The organism is Metasolibacillus sp. FSL K6-0083, assembly GCF_038630865.1.
Classification (GTDB): domain Bacteria; phylum Bacillota; class Bacilli; order Bacillales_A; family Planococcaceae; genus Metasolibacillus; species Metasolibacillus fluoroglycofenilyticus.
Genome location: NZ_CP152046.1, coordinates 1468383 through 1482729 on the forward strand (window position 1 = coordinate 1468383; position 14347 = coordinate 1482729).

Genomic DNA, 14347 nt, shown 5'->3' on the forward strand with positions numbered 1-14347 from the left:
ACCATTTAATCTAAAAGCTAGATTAGTTTGGTAAACTATCGTATGGTATCGTTCTTTCGGCAATTTTGAATGAATCACGATCTATGCGGTAAGCAGCAGAGCTTCCTTCCTCAATCGTTAGCTCAATCCGATAGCTCGTCGACTCCGTAATCGTTAATGTGTCGTACAGCTCGGACATCGAATTATTTTTGTCTTGAATATAAATATGGACGATTTGCTCCGTTCGCTCCTCCTCGCCCTCTTCATTGAATGTCGGCTCATATGGGATATTTATGGATTCCGTAAAGAATTTTTCCTTTTTAGCAGGTGGTCCTTTTGATAGAACGACCTCTAGTGTTCCACCTTCCACTATCTCCTCTCCCTCTTTCGGGGTATGGGAGATTACACTACCAGCCGGAATCGTTTCAGACGTTTCCTCTCTAACGACACGCCATTGTATATTATGGCGCTTTGTATATTCTTCAAGTGCCGCACGTGAGAAGGTAGCAAGATTGTCTATGCTAATCATTTTTTTCCCTTCGCTAATAACAAGTGTAACCGTTGTTTCTCCTACAATAATTTCCTCGCCAGCTTGTGGCTCCTGACGAATAATCGTCCCTGCCTCGACATCACTATTTTCATATTCCAATTTGTAATCCTTAAAATTTTCAAGCAATGTAGTTACTTGCGAAAGCTTTTGATCTACGTAGTTGGCCATTTTGGAAGTTTCTGCTCCTTGGCTAACGATTAGCTTTATTTCCGTACCTTTTACTTTCAAAGTACCCGTTCTTGGATTTGTTTCAATAATTGTATCTTTTTCGATTTCCTCATGATTTCGCTCTTCGATTTCACCAACGACGAAGCCTAAATTTTCAAGCTCTTGCGTTGCTTCCTCAACTGTCATACCAATTATCTCTTTCGGAATTTCAACTTTTTTCGGCTTCATGAAATAAATTGCAGCAACTGCTATTATAGCTAACAGGGCAATGCTAGCTGCAATTAGCGGCCACTTCTTCCTCTTTTTTGGCGGCGATTGCTGCTCTAAAGGAGGTGATTTTTTCACGGTCTTCATCTGCTTCGTTTCTGCAATATCATGCACCGGCATTTTTTCATCTTTAATAATCGGTAAAATTTTCGTTGCATCATTATCAAAAGGTAAAATAAATTTAGGTTCATGAATGCGCTCTGCTGATAGACATGTTTCTAAATCCTGCTCCATTTCCTCAGCATTCGCATAGCGATGATTTGAATCCTTTGCCGTAGCCTTTAACACAATATTTTCCACGCTTTGTGGAATCGAACCATCAAATGCACGAACAGAAGGTGTTTCCGCCTGCAAATGCTTCAAGGCAATAGCTACCGCTGATTCACCTGAAAACGGTAATTCCCCTGTTAATAGCTCGTAAAATACAATACCGAGTGCATAAATATCGGATTTTTCTGTTGCTATACCGCCACGCGCCTGTTCTGGGGATAAATAATGTACCGTTCCAATCACTGAATTCGTCTGCGTGTAGCTCGTTGCACTTAAGGTTGTCGCAATTCCGAAATCTGTAATTTTTACATTTCCATCTAAATCCATCAAAATATTTTGCGGCTTAATATCGCGATGAATAATGCCATTTTCATGTGCATGTGCAATCGCTGATGTAAGCTGCTTCATAATATGAACGCTTCGTGCAGGCGATAAAGGCGAAAACTCCTGTATGTATTGCTTTAGCGTTTTGCCCTTAATATATTCCATGACAATATAATGCATATCGCCATCTTCGCCAACATCATAAATGCTAACAATATTGGAGTGTGTAAGGCTTGTTGCCGAAAGTGCTTCACGCTGAAATCGGCGATGTAATTCTTCTTCATTTGTAAAATCATAACGCAAAATTTTAATCGCTACATCGCGGTTTAAAATCATATCGTGGGCCAAATAAACATTGGACATCCCACCACCGCCAATTAGTTCTATAATTTTATAACGATCACTAATTCTTTTGCCGATAATCATCCCTTACACCTCCCTATCCTCTAGCGTCAACAAAATAAGTGAAATATTATCCTCGCCGCCTAGCTCATTTGCAAGCTGTACAAGCTTTTTCCCCTTTTCCTGTAAGACGAGCGGCAACGTAATTAATGCTGCCATTTCATGTAGGCTAAGCTTATCACTTAAACCATCTGAGCAAATAAGTAAATAGGAATCCTGCTGCAGCTCCATGCTATAAAAATCAGCTTGAATTGTTAGCTCTGTACCTAAAGCTCTTAAAATAAAGTTTTTTTGCGGATGGTGCTGTGCTTCTTCCTCGCTAATCTCACCATTATCTACTAATACATTGACATAGGAATGGTCACGTGTAATGAGCTCGCCATCCTCCGTCGTAAAATGGTAGACGCGACTATCACCGATATGAGCAATTGTGCAGTGAGCACCATCAATCACAACGGCGATAAGTGTTGTCCCCATCCCTTTACAGCCTTCATGTGATAATGAATAATGATAAATGTCTTCGTTTATTTGTGATATTACGTTATTTAACCATTGCTGCCTCGCCTCTTCTGTCGCTAATTCAGCAGCTTCCACCTGTAAAAATACACGCTGTAATGCGGTAATTGCCATTTCACTAGCTACATCACCTGCATTATGTCCGCCCATACCGTCAGCTAAAACCGCTAGCTTATACTGATCTAGACGTTCACAAAAAGCTACTCGATCCTCATTTTCCGAACGCTTTAAGCCAACATCACTTTCAACTGTAAAGTTCACATTTTCCACCTACTTTGTTTCTTGTGCTCGCTCCTTTGCACGCAGCTGTCCGCAGGCTGCATCAATATCCGAGCCATGTTCGCGACGAATTGTCACGTTAATTCCGTGCTTCTTTAATGTTTTTTCAAAATCAAAAATTTGATTGCGTGGTGTTCTTACATAATTGCGCTCAGGAACATAGTTAACAGGGATTAAGTTGACATGACATTTTATCCCTTTAATTAACTTCGCTAACTCCTCTGCATGCTCAATAGAATCATTTTCTCCACCGAATAAACCATACTCGAAGCTGACACGACGCCCTGTTTTCTTCGTATAATAACGAATTGACTCCATTAATTGTTCCAGCTTATAGGCACGCGCAATTGGCATGAGCTTTTGACGTAATTCTTGGTTCGGTGCATGTAGTGAAAGTGCAAAATTAATTTGTAGCTGCTCGTTTGCAAAATCATAAATTTTCGGCACAATACCTGATGTCGATACAGTAATATGGCGCGCACCGATATTCAATCCTTTTTCATCATTAATTACTTTTAAGAAGTTCATCATCGCCTCGTAATTATCAAATGGTTCCCCAATCCCCATAATTACGATATGACTAACACGCTCGTCTACTTCATCCAAAGCCTGCTGTACTTTCACCACTTGCTCCACAATTTCGCCCGCAAGTAAATGGCGCTTTAAACCGCCTAAAGTAGAAGCACAAAACGTACAGCCGATGCGACAGCCCACTTGTGTCGTTACACAAACGGAATTACCATAATCATGGCGCATTAATACCGTTTCAATTGAATAGCCATCTTGTAGCTGGAATAAAAATTTGATTGTTCCATCTTTTGATTCCTGTTGAATAATTGTTTCCAAAGTCGTCAAGGCAAACTGTGCGTCTAATTTCTCACGCAATATCTTTGACAAATTCGACATTTCCTCAAATGTTTTTACACGCTTATGATATAACCAATCATAAATTTGCCCTGCGCGAAATGCTTTTTCTCCATTATTAACCAACCACTCTTGCAACTGTTCAGGACGCAATGAATAAATCGATTCCTTTAATTGTGGCTTTTCTTTTTTCTCACGGCGTGTGGGTTTTTCTTCTGCTTCCTCGACTAAGTCTAAAATGCGCTCATCGAATTTGTTTTGGTCCATAAAATTTATTTTGTCTCCTTTTTTACGAAGGCAGCGACGAAAAAGCCGTCACTATCCATATGTTGTGGGAATACCTGAAGCATTCCTTCCCGCTGCTCGTGAACAAGCTGCTGCGGTAAATTTTCCAATACAATAGCCTCCATATTCGGATGCTCTTTTAAAAAGGCTTGTACCGTTCCTTCATTTTCTTCTTGATTAATTGTACATGTACTATAAACTAAGCGACCTTCTAGCTTCAACAACTCTACAGCATTTGCTAAAATCGCAAGTTGAATTGCTTGTAAATTAGCAAAATCTTCTATTTTCTTCGTATATTTAATATCTGGTTTACGACGCATAACCCCTAGCCCAGAGCATGGTGCATCGACTAAAATTGCATCGAAGCTACCCTTTTGTAAAGTATTTGCCGCTTTGCGCCCATCTAACGGTGCCGTTTGCACAATATCAATACTTAAGCGTGCTGTATTTTCATCAATTAATTCAAGCTTATGCGGATGCAAATCTAAGGCAAGAATCGCCCCTTCATTATGCATTTTTTCCGCTAAATGCGTCGTTTTGCCACCAGGTGCTGCACACATATCTAAAACGCGCATACCTGGCTGTGGATTTAGCACATTTGCTGGTAACATAGAGCTTTCATCTTGAATCGTAATAAGCCCTTGTTTAAAAGCAGTTGTACGCGCCGCTTGCCCACCTGTAATTGTTAAACATTCAGGTAAAAATGCGCTTTGCAAAACAGTCAGCCCTTCTTGCTCTAAAGCAGCAATCGCTTTTTCAGGTGTTGCCTTTATTGTGTTGACACGCACTGTCTGCTTTGCGGGTAAATTATTATGCGTAAGCATAGCTGTTGTTCGTTCTATACCATATGCTGCAATATAACGCTCTACTAGCCACTGCGGATGGCTTGTTGCAATCGCAAGACGCTCTACCTCGTCCGCTATTTCCTGCGTTGAACGCACGCCTTGACGTATAATCGAGCGTAGCACGCCATTGACCATTGAAGCAATACCTTTATGCCCACGTCTTTTAGCAATTTCCACAGCCTCATTCACTACGGCATGTGGCGGAATACGTGTTAAATAATGCATTTGGAATAGCGATAGGCGTAGTAACCATTGTACCCATACTTCCACTTTACCACGCACAAATGGGGCTAAATAATAGTCCAATGTTAATTTATGCTGTAGTGTACCATACGTAATTTCAGTTAATAACGCACGGTCCTTCGCCTCTATTTTATATTTCTCAATTGTTTGGTGTAATAATAGATTGCTGTATGCTTGGTTTTTATCGACCGCTAATAAAATACTTAAAGCTGCATCACGTACATTACCATTCCAAATTTGCTGCTTTTTCTTCGTCATTCAAAACGGTCTCCAATCTGCAATTTTGCCCCTGTGCCGCGCAAATACTCCTCTGCACTTAAACGTTTTTTCCCCGCCGGTTGCAAATCATAAACAGCAATTGACCCGCCTTCACCAGTCGCAATTTCAAAATAATCCTTAGCGATATGCACAACCTCACCCGGTGCAGCTTGGTGCTTCCGAGTACCAATTTGCGCCCACCAAATTTTCACATTGCTCTCTTCAAGGGTTGTGTAGGCAACTGGCCATGGGTGTAGACCACGCACTTGATTGTATATCGTACGTGCATTTTGCTGCCAATCAATGCGCTCCTGCTCTCGGTTAATATTATGCGCGTAGGTTACCTTTGTTTCATCTTGTACTATACGATTATTTGTACCATCAACAAGAGAAGGTAATGTTTGCTTTAATAAATCACGTCCAACGATGCTTAGCTTGTCAAACATGCTTCCTGTATGGTCAGTTTCCTCAATAGCAATTGCCTGTTGGCTAATCATATCGCCTGCATCCAGCTTTTCAGCCATATACATAATCGTTACACCTGCTTCTTTTTGTCCGTCGATAATAGCTTGATGGATTGGTGCTCCTCCCCTATATGCAGGTAGCAATGAAGCATGCACATTAACACAGCCAAGGCGCGGTGCATCAAGCAGCGCTTTTGGTAAAATTTGCCCAAATGCTGCAGTGATAACTAAGTCTGGTGCTAGTGCTAAAATTTGCTCTAGCTCCTGTGAGGCACGTAGCTTTTCAGGCTGAATAACCGGCAAGCCTAGGCGCAGCGCCTCTTCTTTCACTGGTGGTGGTGTTAATACCTTTTTACGACCAACTGGGCGATCTGGCTGTGTAACAACGGCTAGCACATGATAGCCCTCCTCATGGAGCATGCGTAATATCGGCACGGAGAAGGCAGGTGTTCCCATAAAAACAATCGATGTCATATTATTCCTCCTCATCCTCTTCCGCATACATTTCTTCTATTTCTTCCGCCGTTAGCACACGCGTTATTTTTGAATCAAATAAAATACCATCTAAATGGTCTATTTCATGTAAAATAGCACGCGCCTCAAAATCCTCTGCCTCCAGTTCATAAATACGTCCTTCACGGTCAGCGGCTTCGATTTTCACATACGTAGGTCTGTTGACCATTGCGAATAAATCGGGAAAACTTAGGCAACCTTCCACATCTTCCTCCTGCCCTTTCGTTTCTAAAACAATCGGGTTAATCATTTCTAAAATGTCTTCACCTAATTCCACGATTGCCACACGTAAACCAACATTAATTTGCGGTGCTGCAATACCAACACCGTCATATTCCACCATTGTGTCATATAAATCATCTAATAGCTGGATGATTTCTTCATTAATCACATCGACTTCCTTCGTAGGCGTCGTTAAAATTGCTGAGGGGCTTTTTACTACCTCTTTAATAGCCATATTTCGTTCCTTCTTTCTTAAATGACGACTGGATCAAGGTCTACGATAAGCTGTATGCCCTTCTTGCTCCAGTCTGTTCGATATATTTTGATCAATTGCAATAATGTATCAATTAAATTCGGTTCTATTTTGTATTTTATCAAACATTGATAGCGATATCTATTGTTGATACGGCTAATGCTAGCGGTTGTTGGACCGATAATAGCAACACCAAAAGATAAATTTGAACGCAAATAATCCGCTACTCGCCCAGCATATTCAGCCGCCAACATGACATCCTCATGCGACACTTGGACGAGCGCTAAATAATAATACGGTGGATAGCCCGCTTGATGACGCGCATGCATTTCTCGCGTATAAAACGGCTCGTACTGTTGCTCTTTCGCTAGTTCAATTGCATAATGCTCAGGTGTATACGTTTGGATAATTACTTCGCCTGGTAAATCATGACGCCCCGCTCGACCACTTACCTGTGTTAAAAGTTGGAATGTGCGCTCACTTGCGCGGTAATCAGGTAAATGCAAGGACGTATCGGCACTTAACACCCCAACAAGCGTTATATTAGGAAAATCAAGTCCTTTGGCAATCATTTGCGTACCAAGTAGAATATTTGCCTGCCCGCTCGCAAAAACGTCCAACAGCTGCTCATGTGCTCCTTTATGCGATGTTGTATCGACATCCATGCGCACAATTTTTGCCTCTGGAAAGAGCTTATAAATTTCCTCCTCGACTTTTTGCGTCCCTGTTCCGAAAAAACGAATATGCTTACTTTGACATTGTGGGCAGCTTTGCGGTACATACTCATCATAGCCACAATAATGACATTTTAATTTTTCATTATAGCGATGATACGTTAATGAAATATCGCAGTTTGGACATTGCACAACTGTGCCGCAATCTCTGCATAGCACAAAGCTTGAATAACCACGACGATTTAAAAATAAAACAATTTGCTCTTGCCGTATTAATCTATCACGCATCGCTTCGATTAGGCTCGTTGAAAACATCGAGCGATTGCCTTGCTTCAATTCCTCACGCATATCGACAACTTCCACACTCGGCAAGGCCTGCTGCTTTGCTCGCTGTCGCAACGTTAGCAATGTATAGACGCCTTTTTTCGCCCTTGCGAACGATTCAAGCGCTGGTGTAGCACTGCCTAAAATAACAGGGCAGTGATGAAATTTGCTGCGCCAAATTGCCACATCACGTGCATGATAGCGAGGGGCATCCTCCTGCTTGTACGTTGATTCATGCTCCTCGTCTAAAATAATAAGCCCAACATTTTGAAAGGGGGCAAAAATTGCCGAGCGTGCACCTACAACAACCTTCACTTTACCTTGTTGAATTTTGCGCCATTCATCGTATTTCTCCCCGACAGATAGCCCGCTATGTAGTACAGCAACTAGCTCACCGAAGCGCGAGCGAAAGCGTTCTGTCATCTGTGGCGTTAGTGAAATTTCAGGCACGAGCATAATCGCCTCTTTGCCATCCTGTAACGCCTGCCAAATCGCCTGCAAATACACCTCAGTTTTCCCACTACCTGTTATACCGTGTAATAGAAAGGTTTCATTATGACGTCTTTCCATAGCTGCTGTAATCTGATTTAATGCTTTCTGTTGTTCATCTGTTAACTGTAAGGCGGTCGTCTGCTCTACATCCTTTGTAAAGGGGTCGCGATACACCTCTTCTTGAATATATTGTGCAGCACCACTTTCGATAAGTGCCTGTAAAACACTTGCTGTTACACCGACCTGCTCATAAATTGCATCAGGGGAAAACACTTCACCACAATGTGCCTGCATCCACTGTACTAATTGGATTTGCTTCTTTGCTCGCTTTGATAATTGCTGTTCAATTTTTGTTAAATAAGCAACATCAGCATGAATTTGCACTTTGCGAATTTCTTTAATATTTCCTTGTTGCCTTACTTCATTTTCAAGGCGCACCTGTTGCTGTTTTATCGCCTGCTTCAACTCTTTTAGCAGCCCTTGCTTGTCAAATTGCTTAAAATTCACTTTTGATGACTTTTGGAAAAGGGCTGCTATGAAAGGAGATAGCGCTTCAAGCGGCGCTTGTAAATGAACCATTTTTTCATATTTCGCTCTTAAAGCCGACGGCAGCATCACTTGCAATGCGTCAATTTCATAGCAAATTGTTTCTTTTTTTAACCACTTTGCCAATGCTAGCATTTCTTCTGTTAGCACAGGCTCCATATCTAATACTTGCGCCACTGGCTTGATTTTATCTAACGGTACATCTGTCTCACTTCCAAGCTCAACAACAAAGCCGAGCACATTGCGCGGTCCAAATGGTACTTTGACACGACAGCCACATTCGATTAAATCGTACCAATCAGCCGGCACGATATAATCGAATGGACGGTCGACAGGGTATGCTGCCACATCTACAATTACTTTCGCAATACGTGTCATTACTGCTCTTCTCTTTCACTTTGCCCGGCAAAATGCGCAAGCACAAGCGCTGTAATTTTTTCTGGCTCCTCCAAACGTCCTTTACCGATATAGCCGCACGCTAAAAATCCTTCCGAAGGTTCAATAAACTGATAGCCATCTTCGTGAAGTTGCTGGATATTACGTTTAACCGCTGGATGGTCGTACATATGGACATTCATTGCGGGCGCAATCCACACAGAAGCTGTTGTCGCTAGCAAAGTTGTTGTAACCATATCATCTGCGATACCGTTTGCTAGCTTTCCAATAACATTGGCTGTTGCAGGCGCGACAAGCACAAGGTCAGCCCAATCAGCCAAATCAATATGGGCAATAACACTCGAATCCTTTTCATCAAATGTATCAAAAAAAACATCATTTTTAGACATTACTTGGAAGCTTAACGGATTGACAAATTGCCTTGCCGACGCAGTCATAATAACTTTTACATTCATTCCTGCCTGCGCTAGCTTACTTACGAGAGCAACCGCCTTATAAACAGCAATTCCACCTGTCACACATAGTAAAATATTTTTTTTGCTCATTGATTTCCCACCCTTTCAAACGATAAGCTCCCAAAGAACATTTCCTCGGGAGCTAAATAGTAGTTTTTAAGTAGTTTTAGATTTCATCCTCGTAAACAGTTGAAGCATCCTGTGCCTCTTTGCGTAAAACACCTGCTGCTACTTCTTCTAATGCACGTCCTACTGGCTTATACGATACGTATTTACCAAGCTTCTCGCCACCTTGCTCTTGCATTTGGCGTGCTCGCTTTGAAGCTAAGCTCACAAGCGAATATTTTGAATCGATTTCTTTTTTTAACGCATCTACTGATGGGTATAACATAAATTATTCTCCTCTCAACATTGACAAGTATATTTTTTCGACGCGCTCACGTCTACAATGCTCTGCTTTAATAATAGCATTAATTTTATCACATGCATTTTGAACTTCATCATTTTCTACAACATAATCATAAAGGCTCATCATTTCCAGCTCTTCTCGCGCTGTGGCAATACGCTTGGCAATAATATCCTCAGTTTCTGTTCCTCGTCCAACTAGTCGCTCCTTTAATTCTGAAAGACTTGGCGGCGCTAAAAAAATAAATAACGCATCGGGAGCTTTCGTGCGAATTTGCGCTGCTCCTTGCACCTCAATTTCTAAAAATACATCTCGCCCCGCAGCGAGCGTATCATTTACGTAAGTAAGTGGCGTGCCGTAGTAATTGCCGACAAACTCAGCATGCTCTAGTAACCCCCCCTGTTCAATCAACGCTTCGAACTCCTCGCGCGTTTTAAAAAAATAGTCTACACCGTCTACTTCTCCTTCGCGAGGCTGACGTGTCGTCATTGAAATCGAATATTCATAATTTGTATTCGCTTGTGAAAATAGCTCTTTACGAACCGTTCCTTTTCCGACACCAGAAGGGCCGGACAATACGATTAATAAGCCGCGTTGTTTTTTCATTGATTATTAAATCTCCCTTTAGCTATTCAATATTTTGAACTTGCTCACGCATTTTCTCTAAAATGGCCTTCGCTTGCACGACTGCAATCGAGCTCTCGGAGGACTGATTTTTCGAACCAATTGTATTGATTTCTCGATGCATTTCCTGCATTAAAAAATCGAGCTTACGACCAATAGCCCCTTGCTCCTCCAACGTTTCCTCAAGCTGACCAAAATGACTATCAAGACGATCTAGCTCCTCTGTAATATCTACACGCTCTGCGAATAATGCCACTTCCATTAACAACCGTTCTTCTAGTAGCTGCCCACTAGCAATTTCTTCAATTCGTGTTTTTAAGCGCTCACGGTATTTCATTACCGCATCAGAAGATGTGGCACGAATCTTTGCTATTTGCTGCTGCAATTGTTCTTTATATTGTAACATAACTAGCTTCAACTCTTGTCCTTCACGCTCACGCATCTGCACTAAATTTTCAATCGCTTCCTGCATCGCTCGCTCTACAGAAGCAAGTAGACCATCCTGTACTGCCTCCCGTTTTTCTACGACAAGCACTTGGTCAAGCATCGCAATTTCCTGCATCGACCACTTTTCCTGCATAACGATTTTTTGTGATAATTCTTCTTTCGCATTTATGTATGCTTCGAGTAAAGGCCAATTTATTTGTACATGCTGCTCTTCTGCCTGAAGTTCTTTCATAACAATTAATACATCTAACTTTCCGCGTGAAATAGCGGTGGAAAGCATTTTTTTTGCTAAAACCTCTGCTTCCATCCATTCTTTCGGAAATTTTGTGCTTATTTCTAAAAATCGATGATTCACAGCACGAACTTCAACCGTTAATTGATACGATTTTGTCGTTGTGACACCCCTGCCAAAGCCTGTCATACTACGCACCAAGGTCCGTCACACCTTCCTTTAAAATACTGCACACCATTATAACATAGGATGGTATATTTTTTCCTACATTTTAAAGAAAAACATTCAACTAGAGTATTATCGGTAAAAAATGCTATGATTAAGTGAATCAAGTATTGAACGAAAGAGGAATGAATATGGCTTTTGATGGATTATTTACACGCGCAATTGCGCAGGAGCTTCAACAATTAGTATCAGGACGTATTACAAAAATTCACCAGCCAAATGCCATGGAAGTAATGCTTCATATTCGGGCAAACGGCACAAATCATAAATTAATTATTTCAATTCATCCTTCCTACGCACGCATACATTTAACAGAGCAGACGATTGATAACCCACCCGAGCCGCCAATGTTTTGCATGCTGCTGCGCAAGCATTTGGAAGGGGGCTTTATTCATGCCATTACGCAGGATGGCACAGAGCGCATATTGCATATGGTCGTGGAGAGCAAAAATGAGGTTGGCGACAAAATTATGCGCAAGCTTATTATCGAAATTATGGGCAGACATAGCAACTGTCTATTAGTTGATGCGGTAAATGATAAAATTCTCGATAGCTTAAAGTATTTACCGCCTTCCTTAAATAGCTACCGTACTGTTTTACCGGGGCAGCCTTATATCGCACCACCTGCGCAGCATAAGGTAAATCCATATACAGTTACAGAGGAAGAGATAAAGGACTTTTTTGCAGAGCCCAAAAGCGCTAAGGAAGTAGTCGCACATTTTGCTGGCTTCTCACCGCTACATGCGGAGGAATTATTAGCACGTTTAGCACATGGAGTCGCAGCATTTCAGCTATTTTTACAGGAATTGACGAATGCCATGAGCCCTACTTATATTGATAGGGATGGCAAAGCTGTTTTTTCACCATGCTCATTAACGCATTTAACTGGGCAAGCTGCTACATACCCAACGCTAGGCGCACTTTTGGACCGTGTCTTTTTTGCACGTGCAGAGCGTGACCGTGTCAAACAACAAGCTGGTGATTTAGAGCGCTGGCTTAGCAATGAGGTAGATAAGCTCAAGCTGAAAACGAAAAAGCTTGAAAAGGATTACGAGCAAGCCTCTAAGCTAGACCAATTACAGCTTTACGGCGAGCTGTTAATGGCTAATATTTATCAATTTGAAAAAGGGCAAGAAAATGTAACTGTTGAAAATTACTATACTGGTGAATCAGTGACAATTGCCATTAACCCGCGCAAAACGCCAATTGACAATGCCCAGCATTATTATCAGCGCTATAATAAAGCGAAAAATGCACTTGTTATGATTGAGAAGCAGCTAGAAAAAACGCATGCAGATATCGACTATTTCGAAATGCTCGCACAGCAGGTGGCACAAGCTGCACCGAGCGATATTGAGGAAATTCGCGAGGAACTAGCTGAGCAAGGCTTTTTACGTCTGCGTGCCTCGAAAAAAAAGAAAAAGCCGACAAAGCCTATGCCTGAAGCCTTTTTATCTTCAACAGGTATAACTATTTCCGTCGGTAAAAATAATAAACAAAATGATTTTTTAACATTTAAGCTCGCAAAGAAAAATGATATTTGGCTACACACAAAAGATATCCCAGGCTCGCACGTTGTTATTCATAGCGAAACACCTGACGAAACGACATTACATGAAGCCGCAGTGCTCAGCGCCTATTTCAGTAAAGCACGAGAATCTTCATCCGTACCAGTTGACTACACAGAAATCCGTCAAGTCAAAAAGCCAAATGGCGCAAAGCCCGGCTTCGTCATTTATTTTGAGCAAAAAACATTGTACGTAACACCAGATGAGGAATTGGTACTACGCCTGAAGAAAAAATAATAGTTAGGTGGCACCCAACAAGCTGTGCAGTTGCTAGCTTGTTGGGCGCTGATGTTTCAATAAAATCGTCGCTCATTAAAAACACAAGAGTTTTATGATTTTCTGTTGAAGTTAAAATAAAATAAATTTTTCACTGCTTTGGAAAAAACTTAACTTTTTTGGACAATCCTTATGGCGAAGTATTTTAGCAAACTTTTTTCACTTTTCTATTTCAAAAATATTCTGAATATTGTATAATGAGAAAATATTCTATTCGGAGGTGCTACATATGCCATATCAATCCTATTTAGACCAAGTACAAAGTAAGTATCCTTACACATATGAGGATTCTTGCGAAAATAATGATTCTTACTTACACGAGGAACGTTGTGAGGACACGTTCGACCATTTTGGCGACAATGATTTCTAACAGAGGGGTACTCGTTATGACAATTAGTGATATTTAGAAAATGTATGGTGAACGATGCCATACATTTTTTAGTGTAAGTAAACATCATTTACAAAACGAAGGAGCAACGACTTATGACACTACTTAATCCAACATCTTTTCCTAATTGGCTTTTACAAGATTTTAAAACAACAAAACTTAGATGAAATCACAACGATTTTTGAACAACATGCCACAGAAAAGAGTTTGCCCATTACACACTCTCGCTACATTGTGAAAGCAGTAATTTAACTTTTTTCAGCAATAATTTTTGCGACGAGTAACCGCAGGAGCACATAATTTTTGCGACGAATAACCGCAGAAGCATATGTTTTTTACGTGTTTACTCCACGTTTAGACTATTGCGCAATTTTTATTCCACGTTTTTTAGCTTTTATTCCACGTTTTTTAGCTTTTATTCCACGTTTTTAGAGGTTTATTCCACGTTTTCTATTTTTAAAGCTAAAAAAGAGAGGTTAGGGCATAACTTTATTATTTTGAAAAATGACGAAAATAGATAAAAATTTTTCCGCTTTATGGAGTTAAATATTCCGTCTTAAATCAAAAAAATGTTAGACCCATTAGATTACGG

General features: G+C 41.0%; 12 protein-coding genes and 1 pseudogene. 2 read left to right on the forward strand and 11 right to left on the reverse strand.

Annotated elements, in window-relative coordinates; all coding sequences use genetic code 11:
• Window positions 1-22: 22 nt before the first annotated feature.
• The 11 genes and pseudogenes from pknB to MHB51_RS07085 all read right to left on the reverse strand — a co-directional run bounded on the left by pknB (window position 23) and on the right by MHB51_RS07085 (window position 11499).
• Entirely contained in the window at window positions 23-1984 is a 1962-nt protein-coding gene (gene pknB / locus MHB51_RS07035; RefSeq protein WP_342559276.1) for a Stk1 family PASTA domain-containing Ser/Thr kinase, read from the reverse strand.
• A 3-nt stretch (window positions 1985-1987) separates the two neighbouring features.
• Window positions 1988-2737, reverse strand: coding sequence for a Stp1/IreP family PP2C-type Ser/Thr phosphatase (locus MHB51_RS07040; RefSeq protein ID WP_066170309.1), 750 nt, complete (start codon window positions 2735-2737; stop codon window positions 1988-1990).
• A gap of 9 nt (window positions 2738-2746) precedes the next feature.
• Entirely contained in the window at window positions 2747-3886 is a 1140-nt protein-coding gene (gene rlmN / locus MHB51_RS07045; RefSeq protein WP_066169897.1) for a 23S rRNA (adenine(2503)-C(2))-methyltransferase RlmN, read from the reverse strand.
• A 5-nt stretch (window positions 3887-3891) separates the two neighbouring features.
• On the reverse strand, window positions 3892-5250 hold the full coding sequence (rsmB, locus tag MHB51_RS07050; protein ID WP_342559277.1) for a 16S rRNA (cytosine(967)-C(5))-methyltransferase RsmB: 1359 nt from the start codon (window positions 5248-5250) through the stop codon (window positions 3892-3894).
• Window positions 5247-6188, reverse strand: a complete 942-nt coding sequence (gene fmt, locus MHB51_RS07055) for a methionyl-tRNA formyltransferase (protein WP_066169887.1) — start codon at window positions 6186-6188, stop codon at window positions 5247-5249. The genes rsmB and fmt overlap by 4 nt, the downstream gene beginning before the upstream one ends.
• A 1-nt stretch (window position 6189) precedes the next feature.
• Complete coding sequence (gene def / locus MHB51_RS07060; protein ID WP_066169884.1) at window positions 6190-6684, reverse strand: peptide deformylase; 495 nt, start codon at window positions 6682-6684, stop codon at window positions 6190-6192.
• Between the two features lie 17 nt (window positions 6685-6701).
• Window positions 6702-9116: a primosomal protein N' gene (priA, locus tag MHB51_RS07065; protein WP_342559278.1), complete on the reverse strand. Its 2415-nt coding sequence runs from the start codon at window positions 9114-9116 to the stop codon at window positions 6702-6704.
• Between the two features lie 26 nt (window positions 9117-9142).
• Window positions 9143-9679 (reverse strand): annotated as a pseudogene (coaBC, locus tag MHB51_RS07070) (bifunctional phosphopantothenoylcysteine decarboxylase/phosphopantothenate--cysteine ligase CoaBC); the annotation flags it as partial.
• Window positions 9680-9755: 76 nt separating this feature from the next.
• The gene (rpoZ, locus tag MHB51_RS07075; RefSeq protein ID WP_066169878.1) at window positions 9756-9980 is read right to left on the reverse strand and encodes a DNA-directed RNA polymerase subunit omega; all 225 of its coding nucleotides are present in this window, start codon (window positions 9978-9980) and stop codon (window positions 9756-9758) included.
• A gap of 3 nt (window positions 9981-9983) precedes the next feature.
• Window positions 9984-10601: a guanylate kinase gene (gmk, locus tag MHB51_RS07080; RefSeq protein ID WP_066169875.1), complete on the reverse strand. Its 618-nt coding sequence runs from the start codon at window positions 10599-10601 to the stop codon at window positions 9984-9986.
• 22 nt (window positions 10602-10623) lie between these two features.
• The gene (locus MHB51_RS07085; protein ID WP_066169871.1) at window positions 10624-11499 is read right to left on the reverse strand and encodes a YicC/YloC family endoribonuclease; all 876 of its coding nucleotides are present in this window, start codon (window positions 11497-11499) and stop codon (window positions 10624-10626) included.
• A 155-nt stretch (window positions 11500-11654) separates the two neighbouring features.
• Between MHB51_RS07085 and MHB51_RS07090 the strand changes: the two genes are divergently transcribed.
• Both MHB51_RS07090 and MHB51_RS07095 read left to right on the forward strand, forming a co-directional pair.
• Window positions 11655-13328 carry an NFACT RNA binding domain-containing protein gene (locus tag MHB51_RS07090; RefSeq protein ID WP_342559279.1) on the forward strand — a complete coding sequence of 558 codons (1674 nt, stop codon included), beginning with the start codon at window positions 11655-11657 and terminating at the stop codon, window positions 13326-13328.
• Between the two features lie 268 nt (window positions 13329-13596).
• Complete coding sequence (locus MHB51_RS07095) at window positions 13597-13737, forward strand: hypothetical protein (RefSeq protein WP_161956376.1); 141 nt, start codon at window positions 13597-13599, stop codon at window positions 13735-13737.
• The last annotated feature ends 610 nt before the right edge of the window (window positions 13738-14347 follow it).

What these genes read in the sequence shown, in the direction of transcription:
- rsmB (WP_342559277.1), bottom strand. Translation starts at nt 5,250, where the DNA reads ATGACGAAGAAAAAGCAGCAAATTTGGAATGGTAATGTACGTGATGCA.
- gmk (WP_066169875.1), bottom strand. Translation starts at nt 10,601, where the DNA reads ATGAAAAAACAACGCGGCTTATTAATCGTATTGTCCGGCCCTTCTGGT.
- rlmN (WP_066169897.1), bottom strand. Translation starts at nt 3,886, where the DNA reads ATGGACCAAAACAAATTCGATGAGCGCATTTTAGACTTAGTCGAGGAA.
- MHB51_RS07090 (WP_342559279.1), top strand. Translation starts at nt 11,655, where the DNA reads ATGGCTTTTGATGGATTATTTACACGCGCAATTGCGCAGGAGCTTCAA.
- MHB51_RS07095 (WP_161956376.1), top strand. Translation starts at nt 13,597, where the DNA reads ATGCCATATCAATCCTATTTAGACCAAGTACAAAGTAAGTATCCTTAC.
- priA (WP_342559278.1), bottom strand. Translation starts at nt 9,116, where the DNA reads ATGACACGTATTGCGAAAGTAATTGTAGATGTGGCAGCATACCCTGTC.
- rpoZ (WP_066169878.1), bottom strand. Translation starts at nt 9,980, where the DNA reads ATGTTATACCCATCAGTAGATGCGTTAAAAAAAGAAATCGATTCAAAA.
- fmt (WP_066169887.1), bottom strand. Translation starts at nt 6,188, where the DNA reads ATGACATCGATTGTTTTTATGGGAACACCTGCCTTCTCCGTGCCGATA.
- pknB (WP_342559276.1), bottom strand. Translation starts at nt 1,984, where the DNA reads ATGATTATCGGCAAAAGAATTAGTGATCGTTATAAAATTATAGAACTA.
- def (WP_066169884.1), bottom strand. Translation starts at nt 6,684, where the DNA reads ATGGCTATTAAAGAGGTAGTAAAAAGCCCCTCAGCAATTTTAACGACG.